At 71.9% G+C, this 24,347-nt stretch carries 24 protein-coding genes; 16 read left to right on the forward strand and 8 right to left on the reverse strand.

Going from position 1 to position 24,347, the window contains the following annotated elements; genetic code table 11:
• The first annotated feature begins 85 nt into the window (after positions 1-85).
• The 6 genes from ACPC54_RS11045 to ACPC54_RS11070 all read left to right on the forward strand — a co-directional run bounded on the left by ACPC54_RS11045 (position 86) and on the right by ACPC54_RS11070 (position 8,679).
• Positions 86-1,723: an NADH-quinone oxidoreductase subunit M gene (locus tag ACPC54_RS11045; RefSeq protein WP_498963573.1), complete on the forward strand. Its 1,638-nt coding sequence runs from the start codon at positions 86-88 to the stop codon at positions 1,721-1,723.
• On the forward strand, positions 1,720-3,354 hold the full coding sequence (gene nuoN / locus ACPC54_RS11050; protein WP_498963575.1) for an NADH-quinone oxidoreductase subunit NuoN: 1,635 nt from the start codon (positions 1,720-1,722) through the stop codon (positions 3,352-3,354). The genes ACPC54_RS11045 and nuoN overlap by 4 nt, the downstream gene beginning before the upstream one ends.
• A gap of 280 nt (positions 3,355-3,634) precedes the next feature.
• Positions 3,635-4,648: a polyprenyl synthetase family protein gene (locus ACPC54_RS11055; RefSeq protein ID WP_498963577.1), complete on the forward strand. Its 1,014-nt coding sequence runs from the start codon at positions 3,635-3,637 to the stop codon at positions 4,646-4,648.
• A gap of 91 nt (positions 4,649-4,739) precedes the next feature.
• Complete coding sequence (locus ACPC54_RS11060; protein WP_498963579.1) at positions 4,740-5,402, forward strand: response regulator; 663 nt, start codon at positions 4,740-4,742, stop codon at positions 5,400-5,402.
• Positions 5,403-5,614: 212 nt separating this feature from the next.
• Positions 5,615-7,612 (forward strand): 2-oxoacid:acceptor oxidoreductase subunit alpha, encoded by a 1,998-nt coding sequence (locus ACPC54_RS11065; protein WP_498963581.1) that lies wholly within the window; start codon positions 5,615-5,617, stop codon positions 7,610-7,612.
• Entirely contained in the window at positions 7,609-8,679 is a 1,071-nt protein-coding gene (locus ACPC54_RS11070; protein ID WP_498963583.1) for a 2-oxoacid:ferredoxin oxidoreductase subunit beta, read from the forward strand. The genes ACPC54_RS11065 and ACPC54_RS11070 overlap by 4 nt, the downstream gene beginning before the upstream one ends.
• A 67-nt stretch (positions 8,680-8,746) precedes the next feature.
• Here the strand turns inward: ACPC54_RS11070 and ACPC54_RS11075 are convergent, their stop codons facing one another.
• The 3 genes from ACPC54_RS11075 to ACPC54_RS11085 form a co-directional block, all read right to left on the reverse strand.
• Positions 8,747-10,420: an LCP family protein gene (locus ACPC54_RS11075; protein ID WP_498963585.1), complete on the reverse strand. Its 1,674-nt coding sequence runs from the start codon at positions 10,418-10,420 to the stop codon at positions 8,747-8,749.
• A complete protein-coding gene (locus ACPC54_RS11080) occupies positions 10,413-10,880 on the reverse strand; it encodes a DUF6542 domain-containing protein (protein WP_498963587.1) in 468 nt (155 codons plus the stop codon). The genes ACPC54_RS11075 and ACPC54_RS11080 overlap by 8 nt, the downstream gene beginning before the upstream one ends.
• Positions 10,881-10,953: 73 nt before the next feature.
• Complete coding sequence (locus ACPC54_RS11085; RefSeq protein WP_498963589.1) at positions 10,954-11,106, reverse strand: hypothetical protein; 153 nt, start codon at positions 11,104-11,106, stop codon at positions 10,954-10,956.
• A gap of 94 nt (positions 11,107-11,200) precedes the next feature.
• Here ACPC54_RS11085 and ACPC54_RS11090 point away from each other — a divergent pair, with 94 nt between their 5' ends.
• Entirely contained in the window at positions 11,201-11,842 is a 642-nt protein-coding gene (locus tag ACPC54_RS11090; RefSeq protein ID WP_498963591.1) for a TetR/AcrR family transcriptional regulator, read from the forward strand.
• 122 nt (positions 11,843-11,964) lie between these two features.
• On the opposite strand, the gene ACPC54_RS11095 is transcribed toward ACPC54_RS11090, so the two are convergent.
• Positions 11,965-12,678 carry a hypothetical protein gene (locus ACPC54_RS11095; RefSeq protein ID WP_498963593.1) on the reverse strand — a complete coding sequence of 238 codons (714 nt, stop codon included), beginning with the start codon at positions 12,676-12,678 and terminating at the stop codon, positions 11,965-11,967.
• 189 nt (positions 12,679-12,867) lie between these two features.
• On the opposite strand from ACPC54_RS11095, the gene ACPC54_RS11100 reads away from it, so the two are divergent.
• From ACPC54_RS11100 to ACPC54_RS11110, 3 genes are all read left to right on the forward strand, one after another.
• Positions 12,868-13,029: a hypothetical protein gene (locus ACPC54_RS11100; protein ID WP_498963595.1), complete on the forward strand. Its 162-nt coding sequence runs from the start codon at positions 12,868-12,870 to the stop codon at positions 13,027-13,029.
• 274 nt (positions 13,030-13,303) lie between these two features.
• Positions 13,304-14,026 carry an ABC transporter ATP-binding protein gene (locus ACPC54_RS11105; RefSeq protein WP_498963597.1) on the forward strand — a complete coding sequence of 241 codons (723 nt, stop codon included), beginning with the start codon at positions 13,304-13,306 and terminating at the stop codon, positions 14,024-14,026.
• Positions 14,020-16,461 (forward strand): ABC transporter permease, encoded by a 2,442-nt coding sequence (locus ACPC54_RS11110; protein WP_498963599.1) that lies wholly within the window; start codon positions 14,020-14,022, stop codon positions 16,459-16,461. The genes ACPC54_RS11105 and ACPC54_RS11110 overlap by 7 nt, the downstream gene beginning before the upstream one ends.
• Before the next feature lie 191 nt (positions 16,462-16,652).
• Here the strand turns inward: ACPC54_RS11110 and ACPC54_RS11115 are convergent, their stop codons facing one another.
• Together ACPC54_RS11115 and ACPC54_RS11120 are read right to left on the reverse strand one after the other, a co-directional pair.
• Positions 16,653-18,998, reverse strand: coding sequence for an ABC transporter permease (locus ACPC54_RS11115; RefSeq protein WP_498963601.1), 2,346 nt, complete (start codon positions 18,996-18,998; stop codon positions 16,653-16,655).
• 59 nt (positions 18,999-19,057) lie between these two features.
• Positions 19,058-19,786 (reverse strand): ABC transporter ATP-binding protein, encoded by a 729-nt coding sequence (locus ACPC54_RS11120; protein WP_498963603.1) that lies wholly within the window; start codon positions 19,784-19,786, stop codon positions 19,058-19,060.
• A 143-nt stretch (positions 19,787-19,929) separates the two neighbouring features.
• On the opposite strand from ACPC54_RS11120, the gene ACPC54_RS11125 reads away from it, so the two are divergent.
• Together ACPC54_RS11125 and ACPC54_RS11130 are read left to right on the forward strand one after the other, a co-directional pair.
• Positions 19,930-21,144, forward strand: coding sequence for a sensor histidine kinase (locus ACPC54_RS11125; protein ID WP_498963605.1), 1,215 nt, complete (start codon positions 19,930-19,932; stop codon positions 21,142-21,144).
• Positions 21,141-21,824 (forward strand): response regulator, encoded by a 684-nt coding sequence (locus ACPC54_RS11130; RefSeq protein WP_498963607.1) that lies wholly within the window; start codon positions 21,141-21,143, stop codon positions 21,822-21,824. The genes ACPC54_RS11125 and ACPC54_RS11130 overlap by 4 nt, the downstream gene beginning before the upstream one ends.
• An 82-nt stretch (positions 21,825-21,906) precedes the next feature.
• Here ACPC54_RS11130 and ACPC54_RS11135 read toward each other — a convergent pair whose 3' ends face one another.
• Both ACPC54_RS11135 and ACPC54_RS11140 read right to left on the reverse strand, forming a co-directional pair.
• Positions 21,907-22,203 (reverse strand): DUF397 domain-containing protein, encoded by a 297-nt coding sequence (locus ACPC54_RS11135; RefSeq protein WP_498963609.1) that lies wholly within the window; start codon positions 22,201-22,203, stop codon positions 21,907-21,909.
• The gene (locus ACPC54_RS11140; protein WP_498963611.1) at positions 22,121-22,996 is read right to left on the reverse strand and encodes a helix-turn-helix domain-containing protein; all 876 of its coding nucleotides are present in this window, start codon (positions 22,994-22,996) and stop codon (positions 22,121-22,123) included. The genes ACPC54_RS11135 and ACPC54_RS11140 overlap by 83 nt, the downstream gene beginning before the upstream one ends.
• 161 nt (positions 22,997-23,157) lie before the next feature.
• Here ACPC54_RS11140 and ACPC54_RS11145 point away from each other — a divergent pair, with 161 nt between their 5' ends.
• Genes ACPC54_RS11145 through ACPC54_RS11160 form a run of 4 tightly spaced genes read left to right on the forward strand, consistent with a single transcriptional unit; the run spans position 23,158 to position 24,195 of the window.
• Positions 23,158-23,532 (forward strand): ATP-binding protein, encoded by a 375-nt coding sequence (locus tag ACPC54_RS11145; RefSeq protein ID WP_498963613.1) that lies wholly within the window; start codon positions 23,158-23,160, stop codon positions 23,530-23,532.
• The gene (locus ACPC54_RS11150) at positions 23,529-23,777 is read left to right on the forward strand and encodes a hypothetical protein (RefSeq protein WP_498963615.1); all 249 of its coding nucleotides are present in this window, start codon (positions 23,529-23,531) and stop codon (positions 23,775-23,777) included. Before ACPC54_RS11145 ends, ACPC54_RS11150 begins: the two co-directional genes overlap by 4 nt.
• Positions 23,765-23,887: a hypothetical protein gene (locus tag ACPC54_RS11155; RefSeq protein WP_498963617.1), complete on the forward strand. Its 123-nt coding sequence runs from the start codon at positions 23,765-23,767 to the stop codon at positions 23,885-23,887. Before ACPC54_RS11150 ends, ACPC54_RS11155 begins: the two co-directional genes overlap by 13 nt.
• Complete coding sequence (locus ACPC54_RS11160) at positions 23,884-24,195, forward strand: hypothetical protein (RefSeq protein ID WP_498963619.1); 312 nt, start codon at positions 23,884-23,886, stop codon at positions 24,193-24,195. Before ACPC54_RS11155 ends, ACPC54_RS11160 begins: the two co-directional genes overlap by 4 nt.
• Positions 24,196-24,347: the final 152 nt, after the last annotated feature.

Consider the following 24,347-nt stretch of genomic DNA (forward strand, 5'->3'; position numbering starts at 1 on the left):
GCGGGGGAGGTGTGGCCATGAGCGAGCGAGTCATCGAATGCCGCGTGTGGGCGAAGGCCCCTGCCGAGCGAAGCGAGGTGGGCGCATGAGTGCGTTGCTGACCGCCACCTGCGTCGTCCCGGCGGCCGGGGCGGTGCTGACCGCCGCCCTGCCGGCCGGCTCCACCGAGGCCCGGCGCCGCACCACCAAGGCCGTGGCGCTGGGCGTCTCGGCGGTGGCCCTGGTGCTGGCCGCCGTGGTGGCCGCCCGGTTCGACCCGCACGGCGCCCGGTACCAGCTGACCGAGTCGTACAGCTGGATCCGCTCCTTCGGCATCACCTTCTCGCTCGGCGTGGACGGCATCGGCGCGGTGCTCGCCCTGCTGACGGCCGTGCTGGTGCCCGTGGTGATCCTGGCGTCCTGGCACGACGCCGATCCGGAGCCACCCGGCCCGGACGGCGCCGCCGAGGCCGGCGACACCTTCGAGAGCAGGCGGCGCACCCAGGGCTTCTTCGCCCTGATCCTGGCCGTCGAGGCGATGGTGCTCGTCTCCTTCTACGCCACCGACGTCTTCCTCTTCTACGTGTTCTTCGAAGCCATGCTGATCCCGATGTACTTCCTCATCGGCGGCTTCGGCGACCGGGCGGGCGGCCCCGAGTCGGCGCGCCAGCGCAGCTACGCGGCCGTGAAGTTCCTGCTCTACAACCTGCTCGGCGGCCTGGTGATGCTGGCCGCCGTGATCGGCCTGTACGTGCTGGCGCAGGACCAGGGCTTCGCCACCTTCGACCTGCGCACCCTGACCGACGCGATCGCGGACGGCCGGCTGCGGTTGAGCGGCACCGCCGACAAGGCGCTGTTCCTCGGCTTCTTCTTCGCCTTCGCGGTGAAGGCCCCGCTGTGGCCGCTGCACACCTGGCTGCCGAACGCGATGGGCGAGGCAACGGCCGGCACGGCGGTGCTGATCACCGCCGTGGTGGACAAGGTCGGCACCTTCGCGATGCTGCGCTTCTGCCTCGGCCTGTTCCCGGACGCCTCGCGGACCTTCGCCCCGGCGATCCTGGTGCTGTCGCTGGTCGGCATCGTCTACGGCGCGCTGCTGGCGATCGGCCAGAAGGACATCAAGCGGCTGGTCGCCTACGCCTCGATCTCGCACTTCGGCTTCATCATCATGGGGATCTTCGCGCTGACCAGCCAGGGCCAGAGCGGCGCCACCCTCTACATGGTGAACCACGGCATCTCGACCGCGGCGTGGATGCTGGTGGCCGGCTTCCTGATCTCGCGCCGCGGCTCGCGGCTGATCGCCGACTACGGCGGCGTGCAGAAGGTCGCCCCGGTGCTCGCCGGGACGTTCCTGGTCGGCGGGCTCGCCACCCTGTCGCTGCCGGGGCTGGCGCCGTTCGTCAGCGAGTTCCTGGTGCTGGTGGGCACGTTCACCCGCTACCCGGCGGTGGGGATCGTCGCCACCTTCGGGATCGTGCTGGCCGCGCTGTACGCGCTGCTGCTGTACCAGCGCACGATGACCGGCCCGGTGAAGGACGGCGTGCGCACCATGCCCGACCTGAAGGTGCGCGAACTGGCCGTGGTGGCACCGCTGGTGGCGCTGACCGTGCTGCTCGGCGTCTACCCGAAGCCGCTCACCGACCTGGTGAACCCCTCGGTGGACGCCACGCTCTCGCAGGTCCACCGGACCGACCCGGCGCCGGCCCACCCGGTCGCCGCCAGCTCAGGAGGTGAGCAGAAGTGAGCGCCACCGCAGTGCTCGCCGCCCTCGGCGGCAACACGCCCAGCATCCCGGCGCCGCACATCGAGTACGGCCGGCTCTCCCCGATGCTGGTGGTGTTCGGCGCGGCCGTGGCCGGGATCCTGGTGGAGGCCTTCGTGCCCCGCCGCTACCGGTACCGGACGCAGGTCCCGCTCGCGCTGGCCGGCCTGGTCGCCGCCTTCGTCGCCGTGGTGGTGCTGGCCGCGCAGGGCCGCGCGCCGCGGCTGGAGCTGCTGGCCATGGAGTCCGTCGCGATGGACGGCCCGGCGCTGTTCCTGCAGGGCGTGATCCTGCTGGTCGCCGTGGTCGCGGTGCTGACCTACGCCGAGCGCCGGCTGGAGCCCAAGGCCGGCGGCCTGCCCGCCGACGCGTTCGCCGCGCAGGCCTCCGCCACGCCCGGCGGCGAGCAGGAGCGGGCCGCGGTCCGGGCCGGCTTCACCACGACCGAGGTGTTCCCGCTGACCATGTTCGCGGTCGGCGGCATGCTGCTGTTCCCGGCCGCCAACGACCTGCTGACCATGTTCGTGGCGCTGGAGGTCTTCTCCCTGCCGCTGTACCTGCTGTGCGCGCTGGCCCGGCGCCGCCGGCTGCTCTCCCAGGAGGCGGCCGTCAAGTACTTCCTGCTCGGCGCGTTCGCCTCGGCGTTCTTCCTGTTCGGCACGGCGCTGCTGTACGGCTACGCGGGCAGCGTGAAGCTCGGCGACATCTCGGACGTCGTCTCCGGCAAGGCGATGGCGACTCCGGCGCAGCTGAGCAGTACCCAGAGCGACGTGCTGCTGCTGATCGGCCTGGGGATGCTGGCGGTCGGCCTGCTGTTCAAGGTCGGCGCGGTGCCGTTCCACGCCTGGACGCCGGACGTCTACCAGGGCGCGCCGACGCCGGTGACCGGCTTCATGGCGGCGGCCACCAAGGTCGCCGCGTTCGGGGCGCTGCTGCGGCTGTTCTACGTGGCGTTCCCCGGCCTGAAGCTGGACTGGCGGCCGGTGATGTGGGGCGTCGCGATCCTCACCATGGTGGTGGGGGCGGTGCTGGCGGTGACCCAGCAGGACGTGAAGCGGCTGCTCGCCTACTCCTCGATCGCGCACGCCGGGTTCATCCTGACCGGCGTGATCGCGCTCGACCGGCAGGGCGTGTCCTCGGTGCTGTTCTACCTGGCCGCGTACTCCTTCGTGACGCTCGGCGCGTTCGCCGTGGTGACGCTGGTGCGCGACTCCAAGGGCGAGGCGACGCACCTGTCCAGCTGGGCCGGTCTCGGCCGGCGTTCGCCGCTGGTGGCGGCGGTGTTCGCGCTGTTCCTGCTGGCCTTCGCCGGGATCCCGCTGACCTCCGGGTTCACCGGGAAGTTCGCGGTGTTCCAGGCGGCGGCGGCCGGCGGGGCGACGCCGCTGGTGGTGGTGGGTGTGCTGAGTTCGGCGGTGGCCGCGTTCTTCTACATCCGGGTGATCGTGCTGATGTTCTTCTCGGACCCGCAGCCGGGCGGCCCGACGGTGGTGATCCCGAGCGCGTTCACGGCGACGGCGATCGGGGTGGGGGTGCTCGTCACGCTGGGGCTGGGGCTGCTGCCGCAGTACTTCCTGGACCTCGCGTCGAAGGCCTCGCTGTTCGCGTACTGATGGCCGGCGGCCGTCGCCGCGGCCGCTGCCGCCGGAGGCCGGCCCGGGATTCCCGGACCGGCCTCCGGCCTTTTTCCGCGCGTCTTTATCCGCGGCCGATTCCAGCTCGCCGCCGCCCGGCCCGCGCAGCCCGTCTGACCAGGCCTTCCGGCCGGATCGTGACGGGACCAGCACGCCCGTGCAGTGATCCACTCACGACCGGATACCCTGCCTGTATGGCCAGCGGCGGCACTCAAAGGACCAGGCCGCCAGATCGACCAGGGACAGAGGAGTGGTCTTCGTGACCGTCGTGGGACCCTTCGGGCTCAGCGTGCAGGACCGCGACCTGACCCGGGACGTCCAGGCCGGACTGGACGCGGTGGAGGCGGCGCTCGCCGAGACCGTCAAGAGCGACGTCCCGTTCATCACCATCACCGCCAGTCACCTGATCGAGGCCGGCGGCAAGCGCTTCCGTCCGCTCCTGCTCCTGCTGGCCGCCCAGTTCGGCGACCCGGGGGCGCCCGGTGTGGTGCCGGCCGCCGTCGTCGTCGAGCTGACCCACCTGGCCACCCTGTACCACGACGACGTGATGGACGAGGCGCCGGTGCGCCGCGGCGCGCCCAGCGCCAACTCCCGCTGGGACAACTCGGTCGCCATCCTCACCGGCGACTTCCTGTTCTCCCGCGCCTCGCAGGTGCTCGCCGACCTGGGCCCGGAGGCGGTGCGGATGCAGGCCGAGGCGTTCGAGCGGCTGGTCACCGGCCAGATCATGGAGACCCGCGGCCCCGGCCCGGACGTCGACCCGCTGCTGCACTACCTGGACGTGCTGGCCGGCAAGACCGGTTCGCTGATCGCCGTCGCCTGCCGGATAGGAGCGCAGTCGGCCGGCGCCGAGCCGTGGGTGGTGGACACCCTCGGTGACTTCGGCGAGCGGATCGGCATCGCCTTCCAGCTGGCCGACGACGTGCTGGACATCGCCAGCGACGGCCACGAGTCCGGCAAGACCCCCGGCACCGACCTGCGCGAGGGCGTGGCCACGCTGCCGACGCTGCTGCTGCAGCAGATGCCGGCCGACCCCGCCGACCCGGAGGACACCCGGCTGCGCGAGCTGCTCGCCGGGGACCTGTCCGCCGACGACGCCCTGCACGCCGAGGCGCTGCGCCTGCTGCGCCGCCACCCCGCGCTGGAGCGGGCCCGCCGGGAGACGCTGCGCCAGGCCGAGGAGGCCCGGGCGACGCTCGCCGCGCTGCCGGACTGCCCGGCGAAGGCGGCCCTGGAGGGGCTCTGCGACTCGGTGGCGATCCGCACCATGTGAGCCCCCGCCGGGGGCGGGGCCCGCGGGCCGCGGGGCCCCGGTGATGGGGGAGACTGGCCTTCGTCCGCATCACTTCTGGGGGAAGGCCGTCATGCGTCGTGTCGTCATCGCCGAGGACTCCGTGCTGCTGCGGGAGGGCCTGACCAGGCTGCTCACCGACCGCGGCCTGGAGGTGGTCGCGGGCGTCGGGGACGGCGAGGCGCTGGTGCGCACCGTGGACGCCCTGGCGGCCGCCGACGCGCTGCCGGACGTGGTCGTCTCGGACGTGCGGATGCCGCCCGGGCACACCGACGAGGGCCTGCGCGCCTGTGTCGAACTGCGCTCCCGCTATCCGCGACTGGGCGTGCTCGTGCTGTCGCAGTTCGTGGAGGAGCGCTACGCCTCCGAGCTGCTGGCCGGCTCCACCCGGGGCGTCGGCTACCTGCTGAAGGACCGGGTCGCCGAGGTGCGCGAGTTCGCGGACGCGGTGCTGCGGGTCGCGGACGGCGGCACCGCGCTGGACCCGGAGGTGGTGCAGCAGCTGCTGAGCCGCAGCCGCAAGGGCGACGTGCTGGCCGGGCTGACCCCGCGCGAGCGCGAGGTGCTGGGGCTGATGGCCGAGGGCCGCACCAACGCGGCGGTCGCCCGGCAACTGGTGGTCTCGGACGGCGCGGTGGAGAAGCACGTCAGCAACATCTTCCTGAAGCTGGGCCTGGCGCAGAGCCCGGAGGACCACCGCCGGGTGCTCGCGGTGCTGACCTACCTCGGCTCGTAGGCCGCGGCGGCCGCCGGCTCCGGGCCGGAATGGTCGCCGCCGCCGGGGCGTTGTGCTGGGTGTGCGGCACGGACGGCGCCCGGCGGTTTCCCGCCGCATGCGGGAGTTCCGGCCCCGGCAGACCTCGCGCGCATAGGATGCGAGTGGTGCACCAGGCGGACGGGGCACGGGGCCGCGCCCGCGGTGGTGCGCCCACGAGGAGGTCCGCGGCAGTGACCAGTCAGGTCGATCAGTCAGAAGCAGTGGACGGCTCGGACGGCGGCGAGGGCCGGGCCGGGAGCGGTGCGCAACGCTCCGGCCCGGGCGCGGCCGCCGGCCCTCCCGGCCCGGGCGGCCGACCGCCGCGGCGGGCCAAGCCCATCCGCAGACTCGACCGGGTCATCATCCGATTCGCCGGCGACTCCGGTGACGGCATGCAGCTCACCGGTGACCGGTTCACCTCGGAGACGGCGTCCTTCGGCAACGACCTCTCCACGCTCCCGAACTTCCCCGCCGAGATCCGTGCCCCCGCGGGGACGCTGCCCGGCGTCTCGTCCTTCCAGCTGCACTTCGCCGACCACGACATCCTCACCCCCGGGGACGCCCCGAACGTGCTGGTGGCGATGAACCCGGCGGCGCTGAAGGCCAACCTGCCGGACCTGCCACGCGGCGCGGAGATCATCGTCAACACCGACGAGTTCACCAAGCGGGCGCTGACGAAGGTGGGTTACCCGGCGGACCCGCTCGGTGACGGCTCGCTGGACGGCTACCACCTGCACAAGGTGCCGCTGACCACGCTGACCCTGGAGGCGCTCAAGGACAGCGGGCTGGCCCGCAAGGACGCCGAGCGGGCGAAGAACATGTTCGCGCTCGGCCTGCTGTCCTGGATGTACCACCGGCCGACGCACGGCACCGAGTCGTTCCTGCGCGCCAAGTTCGCCAAGAAGCCGCCGATCGCCGAGGCCAACATCGCGGCGTTCCGGGCGGGTTGGAACTTCGGCGAGACCACCGAGTCGTTCGCGGTGTCCTACGAGGTGCCGCCGGCGAAGCTCCCGGCCGGCCGCTACCGCAACATCTCCGGCAACCTGGCGCTGTCCTACGGGCTGATCGCCGCCGCCGAGCGCTCGGGCCTGCCGCTGTACCTCGGCTCGTACCCGATCACCCCGGCCTCGGACATCCTGCACGAGCTGTCCAGGCACAAGAACTTCGGGGTGCGCACCTTCCAGGCCGAGGACGAGATCGCCGGCATCGGCGCGGCGCTGGGCGCGGCCTTCGGCGGGGCGCTGGGCGTGACGACCACCTCCGGGCCCGGGGTGGCGCTCAAGTCGGAGACGATCGGCCTGGCCGTCTCGCTCGAACTGCCGCTGCTGGTCGTGGACATCCAGCGCGGCGGCCCGTCCACCGGCCTGCCGACCAAGACCGAGCAGGCGGACCTGCTGCAGGCGATGTTCGGCCGCAACGGCGAGGCGCCGGTGCCGATCGTCGCCCCGGCGACGCCCGCGGAGTGCTTCGACGCGGCGCTGGAGGCGGCCCGGATCGCCGTCACTTACCGCACCCCGGTGTTCCTGCTCTCGGACGGCTACCTGGCGAACGGCTCGGAGCCGTGGCGCATCCCGGAGGTCGGCGAACTGCCGCTGATCGACCCGGAGTTCGCGACCGGCCCGAACCGGGAGGACGGCGCGTTCTGGCCGTACCTGCGGGATCCGCACACCCTGGCCCGCCCGTGGGCGGTGCCCGGCACGGCGGGTCTGGAGCACCGGATCGGCGGCATCGAGAAGCAGGACGGCACCGGGAACATCTCCTACGACCCGGCCAACCACGACTTCATGGTCCGCACCCGGCAGGCGAAGGTCGACGGCATCACCGTCCGGCCGGTCGAGGTGGACGATCCGAGCGGCGACGCCCGGGTGCTGGTCCTCGGCTGGGGCTCCACCTACGGGCCGATCACCGCCGCGGTGCGCCGGGTGCGCGCGGACGGCGGCGAGGTCGCCCAGGCGCACCTGCGCAACCTCAACCCGTTCCCGGCCAACCTCGGGACGGTGCTGCGCAGTTACGAGAAGGTCATCGTGCCGGAGATGAACCTGGGCCAGCTGGCGCTGCTGCTGCGGGCCAAGTACCTGGTGGACGCCGAGTCCTACAACCAGGTGCGCGGACTGCCGTTCAAGGCGGCGCAGTTGGCGGACGTGCTGTGGGCGGCGATCGGCACCCTGGACGAGGAGGACCACCGATGAGCGATCGTGTTGCCGACGAGGGTGGCTTCCCGTCGTTGCGGCTGGTGCCCAAGGCGGAGGAGCCGCAGGGCGCGCGTGACTTCAAGACCGACCAGGAGGTGCGCTGGTGCCCGGGCTGCGGGGACTACGCGGTCCTGGCGGCGGTGCAGTCCTTCATGCCGGAGCTGGGGATCCGGCGCGAGAACACGGTGTTCGTCTCCGGCATCGGCTGCTCCTCCCGTTTCCCGTACTACATGAACACCTACGGCGTGCACTCGATCCACGGCCGGGCGCCGGCGATCGCGACCGGGCTGGCGACCTCCCGGCGGGACCTGAGCGTGTGGGTGGTGACCGGGGACGGCGACGCGCTGTCGATCGGCGGCAACCACCTGATCCACGCGCTGCGGCGCAATGTGAATCTGAAGATCCTGCTGTTCAACAACCGTATCTACGGCCTCACCAAGGGCCAGTACTCACCGACCAGTGAACTCGGCAAGATCACCAAGTCGACGCCGATGGGCTCGCTGGACGCGCCGTTCAACCCGCTGTCGCTGGCGATCGGCGCCGAGGCCTCCTTCGTCGCCCGCACCATCGACTCGGACCGCCGGCACCTGCAGTCGGTGCTGCGGGCGGCCGCGCGGCACGAGGGCACGGCGCTGGTGGAGATCTACCAGAACTGCAACATCTTCAACGACGGCGCCTTCGAGGTGCTGAAGGAGCCCGGCACCCGGGACGAGGCGCTGATCCGGCTGGAGCACGGCAAGCCGATCCGCTTCGGCGCCGAGGACGCCAACGGGGTGTTCCGGGACGGGGACGGCGAGCTGTTCGTCGCCCCGGTCACCGCGGAGAACGAGGCGCGGGTGCTGGTGCACGACGCGCACGCGGCCGGCCCGGCCACGGCCTTCGCGCTGTCCCGGATCGCCGACGCGGACACCCTGCACCACACCCCGATCGGGGTGCTGCGGGACGTCCGGCGGCCGGTCTACGACGAGCTCATGGCGAGCCAGCTGGCCACCGCCGCCGCCCACCGCGGCCCGGGCGACCTGGCCTCGCTGCTCACCGGCGGCGACACCTGGACGGTGGACTGACCGCCCGCCCGTACGCGTCGGCGCCCCCGCCCACCATTGGGCGGGGGCGCCGACGCGTGTCCGGGGATCAGTAGACGCAGGGGATCCCGCCGTCCGACTGGGCGTCGACGCTGGGGCCCTGGACGGGCACGTTGGCGGCCGGGTCGCCGCCGGGCGCCGCCGGGGTGGTGGGCTTGTCGGCCTTGTCGGAGACGCCGGTGAAGGAGCTGCCGAGGGTGACGACCACCCGGTCGGCGCCCGTCGCGGCGGACTCGGTGGCGGTCACGCCGTAGCGGGCGGCGATCTGCTCGGCGGCGTCCTTGGCGCCCTTGCCGTAGACGACCGTGGTGGCCTTCTGCTTGCCGGCGGCCGAGCCGGTCCGGCCCAGCTTGAAGCCCATCCCGACCAGGGCCTTGCCTTCGGCGGCGGAGGAGACGCCGGCGGCCGGGGAGGCGTTGAAGACGTCCACGGTCGCGGTGGCCGCGGTCTTGGTCGCGGTGGCGGTCGGCTGCTGGACGGGGGCGCTCGGGTTGTCGGTCGCGCCGTCGGCCGGGGCGGGCGCGGCGGCGTCGGCGTAGCCGAAGATCTGCTTGACGACCTTCTGGATCTTGGCCGGCGTGACGAGGTTGACGTCCTGGCCGTTCTTCTTGCCGAAGCCGTCGAAGGTGAGGGTGTTGAACTCGACGTTGCCGCCGGTCAGGGCCGGGGCCTGCTCGGCGAAGTCGAGGATGTTCCACTCGTTGTCGATGACCAGGTCCTTCTGCACCGCGCCGAACAGGCCCTTGAGCTTGCCGAGGTCGGAGATGATGCCGTCCTCCTTGAGCTTGTGCACGACGGAGGAGATGAAGGCCTGCTGGCGGTGGGTGCGGGCGAAGTCGCCGGTGTTGCCGTCCGGGCCGTCCAGGTTGTGGCGCTGGCGGACGAAGGACAGCGCCTGGGAGGCGTTGAGTTCGTTGATGCCCTTGTGGAAGTCGGCGCCGGAGCCCTGGCCCTCGATGGCCGGGTCCTTGGTGTCGTGGGTGAGGCAGACCTTGATCGGCTGGACGGCCTTGGCGATGTCGTAGAAGCCCATGAGGTTGACCTCGGCGACGTGGTCGATGGGCTGGTCGAGGAAGGTCTGGACGGTCCGGATGGTGGCGGCGCGCCCGGCGTCGCGGCCGGCCTTCTCCAGGTCGGCGCCCTTCAGCCCCTTGGCCTGGAGGCCGGGGTTGGCCTTGTCCTTGGCGTTGCCGTACGCCTCCTTGATCTTGGCCATGCCCATCTGGCTGCCGTCGCCCCTGTACGTCATCACGTAGTCGTCGCGCGGGATGGAGACGGCCTGCACCTTGCCGCCGTTGGCGGGTATGTGCAGCAGGATCAGGCTGTTGGTGTTGTAGCCGCCGACCTCGGAGCTGTGCCCGGCGTGCAGCTCGTCCTGGATGAACTGCCCGTCGATGTCCGAGCCGTCCATGTTCTTGCGGCTGTCCAGGCCGATCAGCAGCAGGTTGACCGAGTTGTCGAGGTGTTTGGGGGCGTCCTTCTTGGTCTCGGCGATGGCGTTGGAGGTCGTCATCCCGCCGGTGAGCTCGTTGAACCCGTACCAGGCCACCCCGCTGGCCGCGAACACCGCGAAGCCGGCCGTGCAGGCGATCGTCCGGCCGGCGATCAGCGCCGGGCTCGGGCGGGCGGGGCGGCCGGGCCGGGCGGTGTCCGCGCCGCGGCGGGCGGCCCGGCCGCCGTCCGGCCGGTCGCCGGTGCCGCGGTTGTCGCTCTGCTCAGTCATGGTGCCTCCTCCGGCCCCGGATCACCCGGACCACGATCACCAGGAGGGCCGCGGCCGCGGCCTTCGCCATCACGGGGAACCCGTACACCACCCACTTCGTGGAGCCGGTGGCCAGGGCGGTGCCGTGGTACTTCTCGCTGTTGGCCAGCAGTTCGGCGCCGGCCGTCACGGCCAGCACCACCACCGGTGAGGCGGCCAGCACCCACCACCAGCCGCTGCGGGTGCAGAGCGCGGCGGCGAGCCCGGTGCCGAGCACCGCGCAGACCGCGAACACCCAGCCCATGCCGGGGCCGGAGAGCTCGTCGACGGCCGCGCCGATCAGCGGCAGTCCGAGCGCGGCGACGGCCGGCAGCGCCGGCCCGCCGGACAGCGGGCGGGTCGGGGCGGCCGGTGCGGCGGGTCTGCCCGCCGCCCGTCGCCGTGCTCCCTGCTCGGACGTCCGTCCTCGCTGCCCTGCCACGTACTCACCCCCGGAAGGTTCCGCGTCCCGCGCGCCGATGTGCGGCGCCGGCGCCGACGCCGGGTGTCGTACTTCAACGACGGTTGCGGCGCTGCCAGTTCTGGACGCTCAGGTCGGCCTGCCGGTTCCCGGCGGCGGTTTCCCGTCGCGGATCGGGGGCAGGCCCGTTTCGGTTTTCCTCTACACGGGTGTAGAGGATGTAGAGATCGTAGGCAGCATAGAGCACGCCTGTTCGGTGGCAAGCCCGGTCTGAAAGGGTCATGGCCTGCCATAACGGGCGATTTCGAACGGTCGGCGAGCGGGCCGACGAAGGAGGGGCAGTGACGGGGACGGGCGGAGCAGGGCGGCCGGAGAAGCGCCGGGTGATCACGCGGGCCGCGACGGCGGTGTTCGGGCGCGAAGGGTACCTGCGGGCCAGCATGGACGCGATCGCCGCGGAGGCCGGGGTGTCCAAGCGCACGGTCTACAACCACTTCGCCGACAAGGAGACCCTCTTCCTGACGGTCGCCCTGCGCAGCTCGGCCGGGCTGGCCGAGCAGGTCCGGCGGCTGATGGCCGAGCACCTGGAGGGGGCCGAGGACCCGCGCCGGGCCCTCGTCGGCTTCGCCGTCGCCCGCGCGCACGTCGTCCTCGCCGCGGGCGAGCACGGCGCGGTCGGCCGGGCGATCCGCGCCGAGGTGGCGAACATCCCGGCGGACGTGCTGGAGGCCTGGCTGGAGGCCGGCCCCGTCGCCACCGGGCGCGACCTCGCGGACCGGCTCGCGGCGCTCGCCGGGCGCGGGCTGCTCGCGGTGGACGACCCGGAGCGGGCCGCCGAGCGGTTCACCCTGCTGACGCTGCACGGCGTGGCCGAGCGCTCGTTCTGGGGCGCGCTGCCGGTGGCCGAGGAGGAGCTCGGGCGGGCGGCGGCGGACGGCGTGGACGCCTTCCTGCGCATCCACGGGGTCCCGGCCGCCGCCTGAGCGGCGGCCCGGCGGCGGGACACCGAAGGGCGGGGCGCCCGGCGCGGTGCCGGGCCCCCGCCCTTCGACGGTGGTGCGGTGGTGCCGGTCGCGGCGGCCGGTGACGGCCGGCCGTGGCGCGACTACTTCCAGTTCAGGCCCTTGCCCAGGGTGTACGGGTCGCCCCAGTACTCGGCGCCCGCGACCTTGGAGGCCTCCGGCGACATGGCCACCACGCAGGAGGTGACCGACTGGCCGTTGGTGAAGCCGCTCGGGAAGGAGTTGCTCGGGCACTTGTCGAACTTGCCGATGATCGACAGCTCCTGCGCCTCGGAACCGTCCGCGAGCAGGCCCTTCATCTGGGTCAGGCTGGCGAAGGACATGTCGGTGGTGCCGACGTTGGTGACCTTGTAGCTGATGTAGTAGGGCACCAGGCCCTTCGCCCGGTCGCCCAGGTTGAACTTGGTCAGGTCGGCCGGGTCGCCCTTGACGATGCCGGTCACCGCGACCGAGACCTTGCCCTCGGTGTGGCCGTACTTGTACGGGAACTGGATCGGCTCGCCGATCTTGGCCGTGGTGCCGGCCGCCGGGGCCGCGCCGCCCGCGCCGCCGCCCGCGGGCGCCGGGGCGGTCGCCCCGCCGATGCCGCCCGGCGCGGGGGCCGAGCTGGCCGGGGCGGCCGGGGTGCTGGCCGCCGCCGAGGTCGGGGCGCCGGCCGGGGTGGTGGCCGCCGGCGGCTGGGTGGCGACGGTGTCGCCGTTGGCCGCGTCGTCGTTGCACGCGGTCAGGGAGAGCGCGCTGACGGCGGCCAGGGCGGCCACGGCCAGGGTGCGGCGGTTACTGCTGATGGGCTTCAAGGTGACGTCCCCCGTTCACGGGGCCGCATGATCGCGGCCCTTCCGAGGGAACTTCATAGCGCAAACGGAACGTTGTGCGCCACGAGGGCGTGTCGGATCGACGTTGTCGTGACGAGTCTCTCGTCGCCCTGTCGCCACTCCGTGACAAGGGATGCCGAGTCGTGATCTGCGCGGTCACGGGGGAGCGCGATGAGGCACGTGGTCGGGTGGGTGGTGTTCGCGACGGGCTGGATCGGCCTCGGCGTCGCCACGAAGTGTGTGCGCGGCTGGGAGAACTGGAGCCGGCGGCAGCGGATCGCCGCCGCCGTCTTCGCCGCGCTCATCCTGGCGGGCCTGATCGTCAAGGAGTAGCCCGGACTTCCGCCGAACGGACGCGCGCCGTCCGGGTGTCGGGCCCGCTCGGGCGGGACGCCGGGCCCGCCGTCCCAGGTGAACGGCTGTCAGGGATTCCTCGGGGGCGGGATCAGGGACTGTCCGGAGGTGCGGGCGCCGCGTGCGGCCCTAGCATCGGCGCGACAGATGATCATGACCTCGGGGGGAAGGCGAGCACGTGTTCCGGAACAAGGCTCTACCGGCGCGGACATCGGGATCGGGAGGCGGCGGGGACGTCGTCCGCCTCGACGGCGTGCGCAAGACGTACCGGCGCGGCGCCCAGGTGGTGCCGGCGCTCGACGGGGTCGACGTCGGGTTCGCGGCGGGCACCTTCACCGCGATCATGGGCCCGTCCGGATCCGGCAAGTCGACGCTGCTGCAGTGCGCGGCGGGCCTCGACCGGGTCGACGCGGGCCGGGTGCTGCTCGACGGCGCGCCGCTGCACGAGCTCTCCGAGCGCCGCCTCACCGAACTGCGGCGCGAGCAGATGGGGTTCGTCTTCCAGTCCTTCAACCTCATACCGGCGCTGACCGCGCGGCAGAACATCGAGCTGCCGCTGCGGCTGGCGGACACGCCCGTCGACCCGGCGGCGATCGACCGGGGCCTGGCCGAGGTCGGGCTGGCCGAGCGCGGCGACCACCGGCCGGCGGAGCTGTCGGGCGGTCAGCAGCAGCGCGTCGCCATCGCGCGGGCGCTGGTGACCAGGCCCAAGGTGGTCTTCGCGGACGAGCCGACCGGCGCGCTCGACTCGGGGACGGCGCGCGAGGTGCTGGCGCTGCTGCGCGGCGTCGTCGAGCAGCACGGGCAGACGGTGGTCATGGTCACCCACGACCCGGTCGCCGCCTCGTACGCGCAGCGCGTCGTCTTCCTCGCGGACGGCCGGGTGACCGGTGAGCTGTCCGATCCGACCGCCGAGGGCGTGGCCCTGCGGATGGCCGCGCTGGAGCCCGGCCGGGGTGGGGCGACGCCGTGCTGAGACTGGCCTTCGCCACGCTGCGTCACCGCCTGATGGGCTTCGTGGGCGCGTTCCTCGCCCTCGCGCTCGGCACGACGATGATCGGCATGATGACGCTGACCCTGGCGGCCACCTTCGGGACGCCGCACCCGGGGCCGCAGCGGTTCAAGGCGGTCTCCTCGGTGGCGGTCGTCGCCCCGCAGGGGTTCGAGGGGAGCCCGATGAAGGCCCCGGCGGTGCTGCCGCCCGAGGTGGTCGGGAAGGTGACGGCGGCGGGGAAGGCCGTGGCCGACCGCAGCTTCCCGGTGAACACCGGCCCGGGTTCCGGTACCGGCGCGGCGACGGGGCACCCGTGGGCCTCGGCGGGGTTCGCGGGCTACCGCCTGGTCGACGGGCGGGCGCCGCAGGCCGCCGACGAGATCGTGGTCGGCGGCGGCCCGGCGGACTCGGTCGGGCGGCAGGTCTCGGTCGGTGCGGATCACTACCGGGTGGTGGGGGTGACGGACGGGCGCTGGTTCGAGAACGCCGTCTTCTTCAGCGACGCGGAGGCGCAGCGGCTGTCGCCGGGCGTCAACGCACTGGTCAGCGACCTGTCGGCCGGGCAGTTGTCGGCGCTCGTGGGGGATCGGGCCGTGGTGCTGCAGGGTGACCGCCTGACCCGGATCGACCCGGACGACACCGGCGGCGCCCAGGCGTTGGCCAACGCCCAGGCGATGGCGGGCAGTACGACCGGGCTCGCGGTGTGCGTCGCGGTGTTCGTCGTCGTCGCGACCTTCGCCTTCGCCACCGAGCAGCGCCGCCGCGAACTGGCACTGCTGCGGCTGGTGGGCGCGGCGCCCCGGCAGGTACGGCGGATGGTGCTCGGCGAGGCACTGATCGTCGGGGTCGCGGCGGCGGTCGTGGGCTGCGCGCTGGCGCCGCTGTGCGTCCTGCCGCTGCGGTCGTGGATGCTCGGCCACGACGTGGCGCCGTCGTGGTTCACGATCTCCTTCAACCCGCTGCCGCTGCTGGTCACCTTCGTGATCGGGGTCACGGCGGCGCTGGCCGGCTCGGCCGCGACGCTGGTCCGGGTCTCGCTGATCCGGCCGATCGAGGTGCTGCGGGAGGGCGTGGTCGAGCGGCGCGGCATGACGCCGGTGCGCTGGCTGCTCGGGATCGGGATGCTGGTGGGCGCGGTGGTGGCGGGGATCGTCATCGCCCGCACCGAGCCGTACCTGGCGGCGAGCGCGCGCAAGTACCAGGCGGTACCGGCGCTGTACGTGGGGGCGGTCGCACTGTTGTCGCCGCTGCTGCTGCGGCCGGTGACCCGGCTGCTGACCTGGCCGCTGCGGCGCTCGCGCAAGGCGGGGCCGCTGCTGGTGCGGGAGAACATCCTGACGTCGCGGCGGCGTACGGCGGCGACGGTGGCGCCGATCGTGGTGGCGGTCGGGCTGGTCGGGACGCTGCTGACCATGCAGAAGTCGGGGGACGCGGCGGTGATGGCGCGGCAGCAGCAGGAGATCCACGCGGCGGCCGTGGTCGTGCCCGGCGGGGGCGGGACGGGGATCGACGCGCGGACGGTCGAACGGCTGGCGGCGGTGCCGGGCGTGCGGGTCACGCCGGTGGCGTCGATGAACATCCGGATCGGGACGGAGCAGGGCGAGCAGATCGATTCGCTGAGCACGTACGCCGTACCGGCGGGGTCGCTCGGCTCGACCGTCACGCCGCCCGTGGTCTCGGGCTCGCTGGCGTCGCTCCCGGAGAACTACCTGGTGATCGACGAGCACGCGGCCGCGTCGGACGGCTTGGCGGTGGGGGACAAGGTGGTCACCCTGCTGCCGACCGGCGAGCGGGTGCAGACGGTGATCGCGGCGGTCGTCGCGCGCGGGCTGCACGGCGACGACACCTACGTGTCGTCGGCGCTGACGGGCGGGGTCGCGCCGAGCCTGGTCTACCTGGATGCGCAGGCCGGTCTGCCGACCGAGGCGGTGAACCGGGCCCTGGAGGGTTCCGGCGCACACCTCGTGACGTACGACGCGTACCTGGACGCCCAACGCGCCCACGCCGCACGGCAGACGGACAACGCGGCCGTGATCATCCTCGGCATCGCCCTGGCCTACGCGCTGATCGCGGTCGCCAACACCCTGATCATGGCGATGGCAGGGAGGAAGCGGGAGTTCGCCCTGCTCGGCCTGGCGGGCGCGGTCCGCAGCCAGATCGTGAAGGTCGCGGCGGCGGAGTCGGCCGTGGCCGTGGTGGTCGGCACGGTGCTCGCGGCCGTGGCGACCGTACTCGCCGCGGCCACCCAGCGCGCTTCCCTGGGCGAACTCGTCCCCAGCGCACAGACGGTCGTCCCGTGGACCCCGGTCCTGGCGACGGTCGCGCTGTGCGCCCTGGTCACCGTGGTCACGGCCTCGGGAGCGACCGGCCGGGCGACCCGGCACCGGGCGGTCGAAGCCGCGGGCATCCGCGAGTAGGCGAGGCCCAGCCGCTCCCGAACAGCACCAGCCTCGAAGGCCGGCCCACCACACACCCCCGGCACCGGCAACCGGAGCTGACCGTACGGCAGCAGACACGCGGGGCCGCCACACCGGCGGCCCCGCGGGCTGAGGCGATGTTCGAGCGAACTCGCGCTGGCGGGCGGGCGGTTGTTCCGCGGGCCCCGGTTCTACTCGGTCCGCAGCGCGGTGGCGGTCCGGGACCGTGCCGCCCAGCCGGCCGGCAGCAGTGCCCCGAGCAGGGCGATCGCGACTCCGGCGGCCAGCAGCGGGAGGAGCAGCCCGGCGGTGTAGATGTGGGTCACGCTCGGTGGCAGGTGCCGGCCGATCGCGTTGCTCATCGGGGTCAGTGTCGCCTTCTCCAGTGCGACCCCGAGCGGTACCCCGATGAGTCCGGCGATCAGGCCGGTGAGTGTCACCGAGGTCAGGACCATCGCGACGGTCTGTTTGGGTGTCATCCCGAGGGCCTTGAAGATCCCCATGTCGTGGACCCGCTCCCGGGTGTCCTGCGCCACCATGCTGAGCACCCCGAGCGCGGCGACCGCGGTCAACATCAGCGTGAACGTCGCGACCAGGGCGTCCATGATGATCACCACGAGGTTCTTGTCGGACGAGTGCGGCTGGACCGAGGCGTTCAGCGGGGTCAGCGCGGCGGCGGCTGCGGTGGACCAGTCCGCTTCGTTGACGTTCGAGGCCAGCTCGACGTTGAACTGGTCGATGTGCGGGGCCAGTCCTGCGGCGGTGAAGCCGGCCGCATCCGTCATGGCCGAGTAGTCGGTCCCATGGATGTCGAAGTTGATGCCGACGACCTTCAGCGACAGTTGCTTGTTCTGCTGCACCACGGTGATGTCGTCACCGACGTGGATCCCCACCGCCGAGGCCAGCTTGTCGCCGACCACGGCCTCGCCGGGCGCCGAGTACCAGCGGCCGGACACCAGCTCCATGTTCGTCCAGGAGAAGTCGCCGCTGACCGCGTACACGACCGGCGGTTCGCCGCCGATCGGCGCGCCGACCATGGTCGCGCCGCTGTCGCCCCAGCCGAACGCGGCCTTCGTGCCCGGGACCTCGGCGAGCGCGTCGGCCACCTTTGCGGCATCCAGGTACGCGTGGCGCGGGTCGTTGGGGCCGTAGAGACCCCACGGCGCGCCCACGTCGGCGGTGGGTATCACGAGCTTCGACGCGACGTTGAAGCCCGAACTCATCATCGTGTCCTGGTACTTGCTGAACGCGGTTCCCAACCCCGCCGCGAAGGTGACGGTGACCGTGCCGAGCAGCACCGCCGCACCGACCAGTACGGCCCGGGCCGGCTTGGCGAACGGCTGGGCCAGACCCAGCGACATGGCCCGGGGCAGTGGCAGCCGCGAGGCCAGACGCTGCGCCGCCTGACCGCGCCCGGCCTTCGGGGCGCGGCCGACCACCAGGGCCTGCACCGCCGGCATCCGGCCGGCCCGCAGTGCCGGGATCGAAGCCGTGACGGCGACGACCAGCAGGGTGCCCAGCGGCACCACGGCGCTGACCCACAACGGAATCGTGGCATGGGCCGCGCCGAGCTGCTCGGAGGCCCCGTTCAGGATCGGCCCGGCCAGGAGATCGCCGAATACCGTGCCGAGCAACACGCCGAGTGTCGCCGGGATCACGGCCTGCGCGGTGTAGGCGCGGGCCACCTGCGAAGGGGTGAAGCCCAACGACTTCAGGATCCCGATGCGCCGGATTCCCGAGGCCACCGCACCGCTGACCACGATCGCGATGATCAGCACCGACAGGACCAGCCCGAGGATCCCGAAGGCGACCAGGAACGGCACGAAGGCCTTGGCGTTGCCGGTCGCCTGCTGTTCCGCGGTCAGGTACGACTGTCCGTCCTCGACCGCGCCGGCCGGCACGGCGGCGGCCACCGCCTGCTTGTCGGCGGCGATGTCGGTGTCGGTCCCGGCCTCGGCGAACCGGTAGAGCATCTGCTCGTCGGCTGTGGCCCCGGCAGCGGTCAGCCGCGCGAAACCGTCGGCGGTGGCGAAGCCGGTCGCGCTGTTGGTCACCGAGGCGGCGAAGCCGACGACCTTGAACGACGGCTTGCCCGGCAGGGAGGAGAACACCACCGAGGAGCCGAAGCAGGCGTTGGCATAGTTGTTCTGGGGGAGGGCGATCTCGCCCGGGCCGGTCGGCCAGCGCCCCCGGGTCAGCACCAGCTGGTCCAGCCCGGAGGTGCTGCCCAGGTCGGGCCGGGTGGTGACGGTGATCGGATGGTTGTCGTGACCGGCCCGATCGGTCTCGGGGCAGTCGGTGCCGATGGTCGTGTCCAACGCGGCGGCGATCGGGTACGGCCCGGCCGCCTCGGTGACACCGGCGGCGTGCGCGGTGGCGGCGGTCTGCGCGGCCGTGACCTTCGAAGCGTCGAACTGGACCGCCAGGTGCGCCCCGTTCCGGGTGTGGAAAGCGTGCTCGAACGGGTCCTGCACGGCGGTCAGCAGGCCGAGGGAGAGGACTGATGACAGCACCGCGGTGAACGTCGTCAACGCCATGACGACGGACTGGACCCGACGCCGGCCCACGCCGGAGCGTACGACCTTTCCGAGCGCGCTCACCGGCTCGCTCCCGCCGAGCTGTCGGAGGTGGCGCCGCTGACCGTGTTGACGACGTCCCGCGCGATCGCACCGTCCACCAACTCGATGGTGCGTCGCGCGGTGGTGGTGGCCAGTTGGATGTCGTGGGTCACCAGCACGATGGTCTGGCCCTCGGCGTTCAGGTCCAGCAGCAGCTGGCGCACGTCCTCGACCGAGCTCGAGTCCAGCGCGCCGGTGGGCTCGTCGGCCAGCAGCAGCGCCGGCTTGTTCATCAGGGCCCTGGCCACCGCCACCCGCTGCCGCTGACCACCGGACAGCCGCTGCGGATAGGCCTTGACATGCCGCTCGATACCCAGCGAGCTGAGCAGCGAGACGGCCCGGCGCTTCGCCTCACCCTTGCCCATCCCGGCCAGCTGCGCCGGAACCATGACGTTGTCCAATACGGTCAGATCGTCGAGCAGATTGAAGAACTGGAAGATCATGCCGATCGAGGCCCGGCGGTACTTCGCCGATCCGGCCTCACCGAGCTGATCGACGCGCGTGCCGTCGACGGTGACACTGCCGCTGGAGGGCTTGTCCAGACCGGCGATCAGGTTCAGCAGCGTGGACTTCCCACTGCCGGAGTGGCCGAGGATCGCCACACAGTCACCGGACGCCACGGACAGGTTCACACCGGCCAGTGCGGGCGGGCCGTCATCGTATTTCCTCGTCGCCTCGCGGACGTCGATCATCGGTGCGTTCGTCATGTCCCCGAACCTACGAACAGAGCGTGATCCGTCGCGTCGGCCGGTGGATGTCACCGTTTCCCCAGGCAGTCGGCCCGGGGGTGCACCCCGCGTACATCCCCGGGGCGACGCGCGGAGCCGAAGCCGCTGAATACGATCACCGTATGGAAGAGCTCCTCCAGCGTCTCCCGACATCGAAGCGCGTGACCTGGCTGAGGTCACAGGCCGTGGTGTTGGCCACCACCTGCTTCTACGCGCTGATGCTCGGCTTCACGATGCCGGTCCCTGAGGCCAGGCACTTCGACGGCCTGTTCTGGTTTCCCGGCCTCGGGCCCTTCCAGACGATGGGTCTGTGCGTCGTGCTCGCCCTTCCGGTTCTGCTGGTGCACCGTCTGCCGGCGGCAGTCTTCGCGGCGATCCTGGGCGAAGCGGCCCTCAGCGACATCTTCGGCGCGCGGCCCTTGACCGTGTTCGTCCTGCTCATCGCCTTGGGCGGGTACCTCGCCGTCCGGCGGCCGAAGGCTGCCGCCGTCGGCTCCGTCGCGGCCGTCGCGACCGCGTTCGTCAACTTCACCCACGTCAACCCCGAGGGCTCCGTCGGCGACGCGGCCGGATGGGCCGGGCACTACGCGTCGTGGCTCGCGGTCGCGTGGGTCATCGGGGGGGTGTATCGCAAACGCGGTGAATACCTCGAAGCCCTGCACGAGCAGAGGGCGGCCCGCGCCGTCGTCACCGAGCGGCTGCGGATCGCCCGCGAACTGCACGACAGCGTCGCGCACAGCATCGGGATCATCACGGTGCTGTCGGGAGCGGCGGCGCGGGTCGTGGACACCAAGCCCGAGCAGACGCGGCAGGCGCTGACCGGCATCGAGACCACCAGCCGCCAGACGCTGCTCGAGCTGCAGCGCATGCTCGGGGCGCTGCGCCGCGCCGAGCCGGACGACGCCATGCCGCAGGCCGCTCCGCTGGCGCCGGCCGGCAGCCTGGCCGATATCCCGCGGCTCGCCGAACGCACGGCCGACGCCGGGGTGCGGGTCCACGTGGCCTGGCGGGGCGAGCGGCGTCCGCTGCCGCCGGAGATCGAACTGTCGGCGTTCCGGATCATCCAGGAGTCGCTGACGAACGTGCTGCGGCACTCCGGGGCGCGGACGTGCCGGGTCGCGGTCGGATACGAGCCGGAAGGAGTGACGATCGAGGTGGTGGACGACGGAGACGACGGCCCGGGCGGGCCCGGCCGTCCCAGGCACTCGACGACGCCAGTCGGGAGCGGCTTCGGCCTGCTCGGCATGCGCGAGCGGGTGACGTTGCTGTCCGGCCAGTTCAGCGCCGGCCGGCGTCCGGAGGGCGGATTCCGGGTGACGGCTAGGCTCCCGGCATGAGCGTGCGAGTACTGCTGGTCGACGACCAGCCGCTGATGCTGGTCGGGCTCGGGATCCTGATCGGCGACACCGACGACCTGGAGGTGGTCGGCGAGGCCGGCGACGGCGGCGAGGCGGTGCGCCTGGTGCGTGAACTGCGGCCGGACGTGGTGGTGATGGACATCCGGATGCCCGGCATGGACGGGATCGAGGCGACCCGGCAGGCGACCGCCGAGCCGGACCCGCCCAAGGTGCTGGTGCTGACGACCTTCGACGACGACGAGTACGTCTACGGCGCTCTGCGCGCCGGTGCCAGCGGATTCCTGCTCAAGAGCATGGCCCTGGACGCGATCCTGGACGCGATCCGCGTGGTGGCGGCCGGCGACGCGTTGATCGCGCCGAGCGTGACCCGCCGGCTGATCGCGGACTTCGCCGGAACGTCCGGCCCCGCGGCCCCCGAACCGGACGCCGAGCCCGCCGCGGACTCACGTCTCATCGCGGGGATCACCGACCGGGAGCGCGAGGTGCTGGCCCTGGTCGGACAGGGCCTGTCGAACGCCGAGATAGCCGAGCGATTGGTGATCAGCGCGGCGACCGCGAAGACGCATGTCGCGCGCCTGTTCGCCAAGCTCGAAGCCCGGGACCGCGTCCACCTGGCGATCACCGCCTTCGAGGCCGGACTCGTGCCGCGCAGACGGTAGGGCAGGGGAGGGGCGCGAGCGGAGAGACCACCCCGCCCGCTCGCCGAGGCGGCGAGCGGGCGGGAGAGGGATAGGTAGGGGTTCAGGCCAGGTAGTCGAAGTCGCCGGCCTTGGCGCCGAGGAGGAAGGCCCGGAGCGTGGCAGTGGTCGTGGTGACGATGACGGCCGGGTCGTCGGACTCGCGCAGGTGGAGCCGCATTTTGGTATCAGTTGCCAGCTCAATGCAGTTGGTTCCACCGTCTGCGCTGCTGAACGATGACTTTTGCCAGGCCAGATGGGACATCGGGCAGTGCCTTTCAGATCTGAAGCTTGTAGAGGACGTGTTGAAGGAGCCCCCAGGAATCACGAGAGTGTGCGTCACGTCGAGGCTTGACAGCATCGACTGCAGGGAGCGAAAGGTTCATGGCCTCTCGAAACTTCTGATGGTATGCCGTCACGTCTGCCGGATCGCCAAGGTGAATGGCACGCTTTGGCCCATCCAAGACGATGGTTGAGAGCGGGACGCACCCGGGATCGCAGATGAGGAAGTTGCCCGAGTAGTGATCGCCGGTGGCGTCGAATGGCATGATCTGGATGGAGACATTGGGAAGTTCTGCCATGTCGATGAGGTGGAGGAGCTGTTCCCGCATTACTGACTTGCCAGCGAATTGCATCCGCAGAGCTGCCTCGTGGATGATGAACCGGAACTGTCGGTGCTTATCGTCAGTCAGGATGCGCTGCCGTTGCAGGCGGAACTCGATGTCCCAGCGGCGGTCTCGATCAGGCTTCCTGTAGATGGCTTCAACGTAATCGGGAACTTGAAGCAGCCCCGGAATGTATAGAGCATCGAAGGTGGAGAAGGTCTTCGCCCTGTCCTCCACCTCCGCCAAGTCCAACGCAAGCATCGGGACCTTGTCCTCGTACTCGCTCCACCAGCCCTTGCCGCTGCTCCGACCCATTTCGGCCATGCCGTTGCGGTATGCCGAGTCCGTGCACCCGTAGGCGTCGAGCCAGACTTCAAGACGTTCGGGATTCAGGGTGATGCGGCCCGCTTCGGTGTGGCTGACGGCGGGGCCCTTCATGCCGACAAGCGCGCCAGCCTCCGGCGCCGACAACCCGGCTGACGTGCGCAGGCGTTGCAGCTCCTCGCCAAACCTGCGCTGCCGCTGGCTGATTGGTCCCTTGTATCCCACGATCGTCCTTCCCTGTGGGCGCAGTCTCGCGTACAACCGGTGCGGGATGCCACTAACGAGTGATGGGCTTGCAACCTTGCTAGAGCCGCCCCTACTCTCAGTGTTGCACCGATCACATGACGGTTCGTCAGTGCCCCCTCTTATCCTCCTAGGGGTTGCTCATGTGTGCCCTCAGTCCCCCCGACTGCTCCCCGGCCCGTGCGGAGCTCTGCGACCTCCTCAGCTCCGCCGGGTGGCCGCCGTCCACCATCTCGGACGCCGAACTCGCCCTTCAGGAGCTCTTCGTGAACGCCTGGCGCCACGCCGGCAGCGAGGCGCCGATGGTCGTCGTCTCCCTCGACGGCCACCGGCTCCGGGTCTCCGTCCGGGACGACAGCCCCGTCCTGCCCGAGGCCCGCACCTCCGCCGACCCCCTCGCCCTCTCCGGACGCGGCCTGCACCTCGTCCAGTCCCTCACCCACCGTTTCGGCGCCGACCTCCGCAAACACGGCAAGGTCGTCTGGTTCGAACTGCTGGCCCTGGAGGCCGCCGCGTGAAGCGCCACCCGATGAAGCCCACCGATCCCCGGATCAGGCACTACACCGACAAGCAGATCCGCGCCCTGCTCGCCGAAGTCCACGAGCGAGGCAAGAAGTTCGGCCTGGTCTGGCCCTCCGCCACCACCGACCACACGATCGACGGTCGCGTCCTCGTCCGCTTCAGCACGGCCCCGGCCTCGACTCTCCTCAACCTCCTCACCCTGCTCCTCGACGCCGAGCGCGAGGCCTCGTGCGGTTCCTGATCGCCTCCGCGTTCCTCGTCCTCCTCGCTCTCGCGATCGCCACGGTCGCGCTGGGCGCCATCACTGCGCTCAAGGTTGCAAAGACCGACGAAGCGGAGTCCCCGCCGTGACCGAGTTCGCCCCCACCCCCGAGGCCGTCGCCAACGCCCTCGCCGCGACCCGCTACGCCGTCGCCGCCGCGTTCAACTCCACCTCCAGCACTCCCGCGACCAAGCCCGTCCCCGACGACTTCGACTGGCCCGCGCTCGAAGACTTCATCCACCACCTGGGCATCGCCGCCGACGACTCCGAGGCCGCCCTCAACCTCTACCGCCTCCTCATGGCCGTCCAGCGCATCGCCTACCGCGAGGGCGCCGGCCGCAACTCCCCCTTCCCCGCCACCCGCCTCAACTCGCGCACCCAGCGCCTCGGCGGATGAGGAGGCGGGGCACCGACCCCGGCCGGTCGTCCGATCGGCCGGAATCACCGATCCCCTTGGAGGATCCATGACGACCGACCTGTACGCGCTGTCGATCGAGAGCGCGTAGTTCGAGCGCCAGTGCGGCGGCAACCTCACCAGCGACAACGAAT

Origin of the sequence: Kitasatospora sp. NPDC094028, assembly GCF_049543595.1 — a bacterium.
Lineage (GTDB): Bacteria > Actinomycetota > Actinomycetes > Streptomycetales > Streptomycetaceae > Kitasatospora.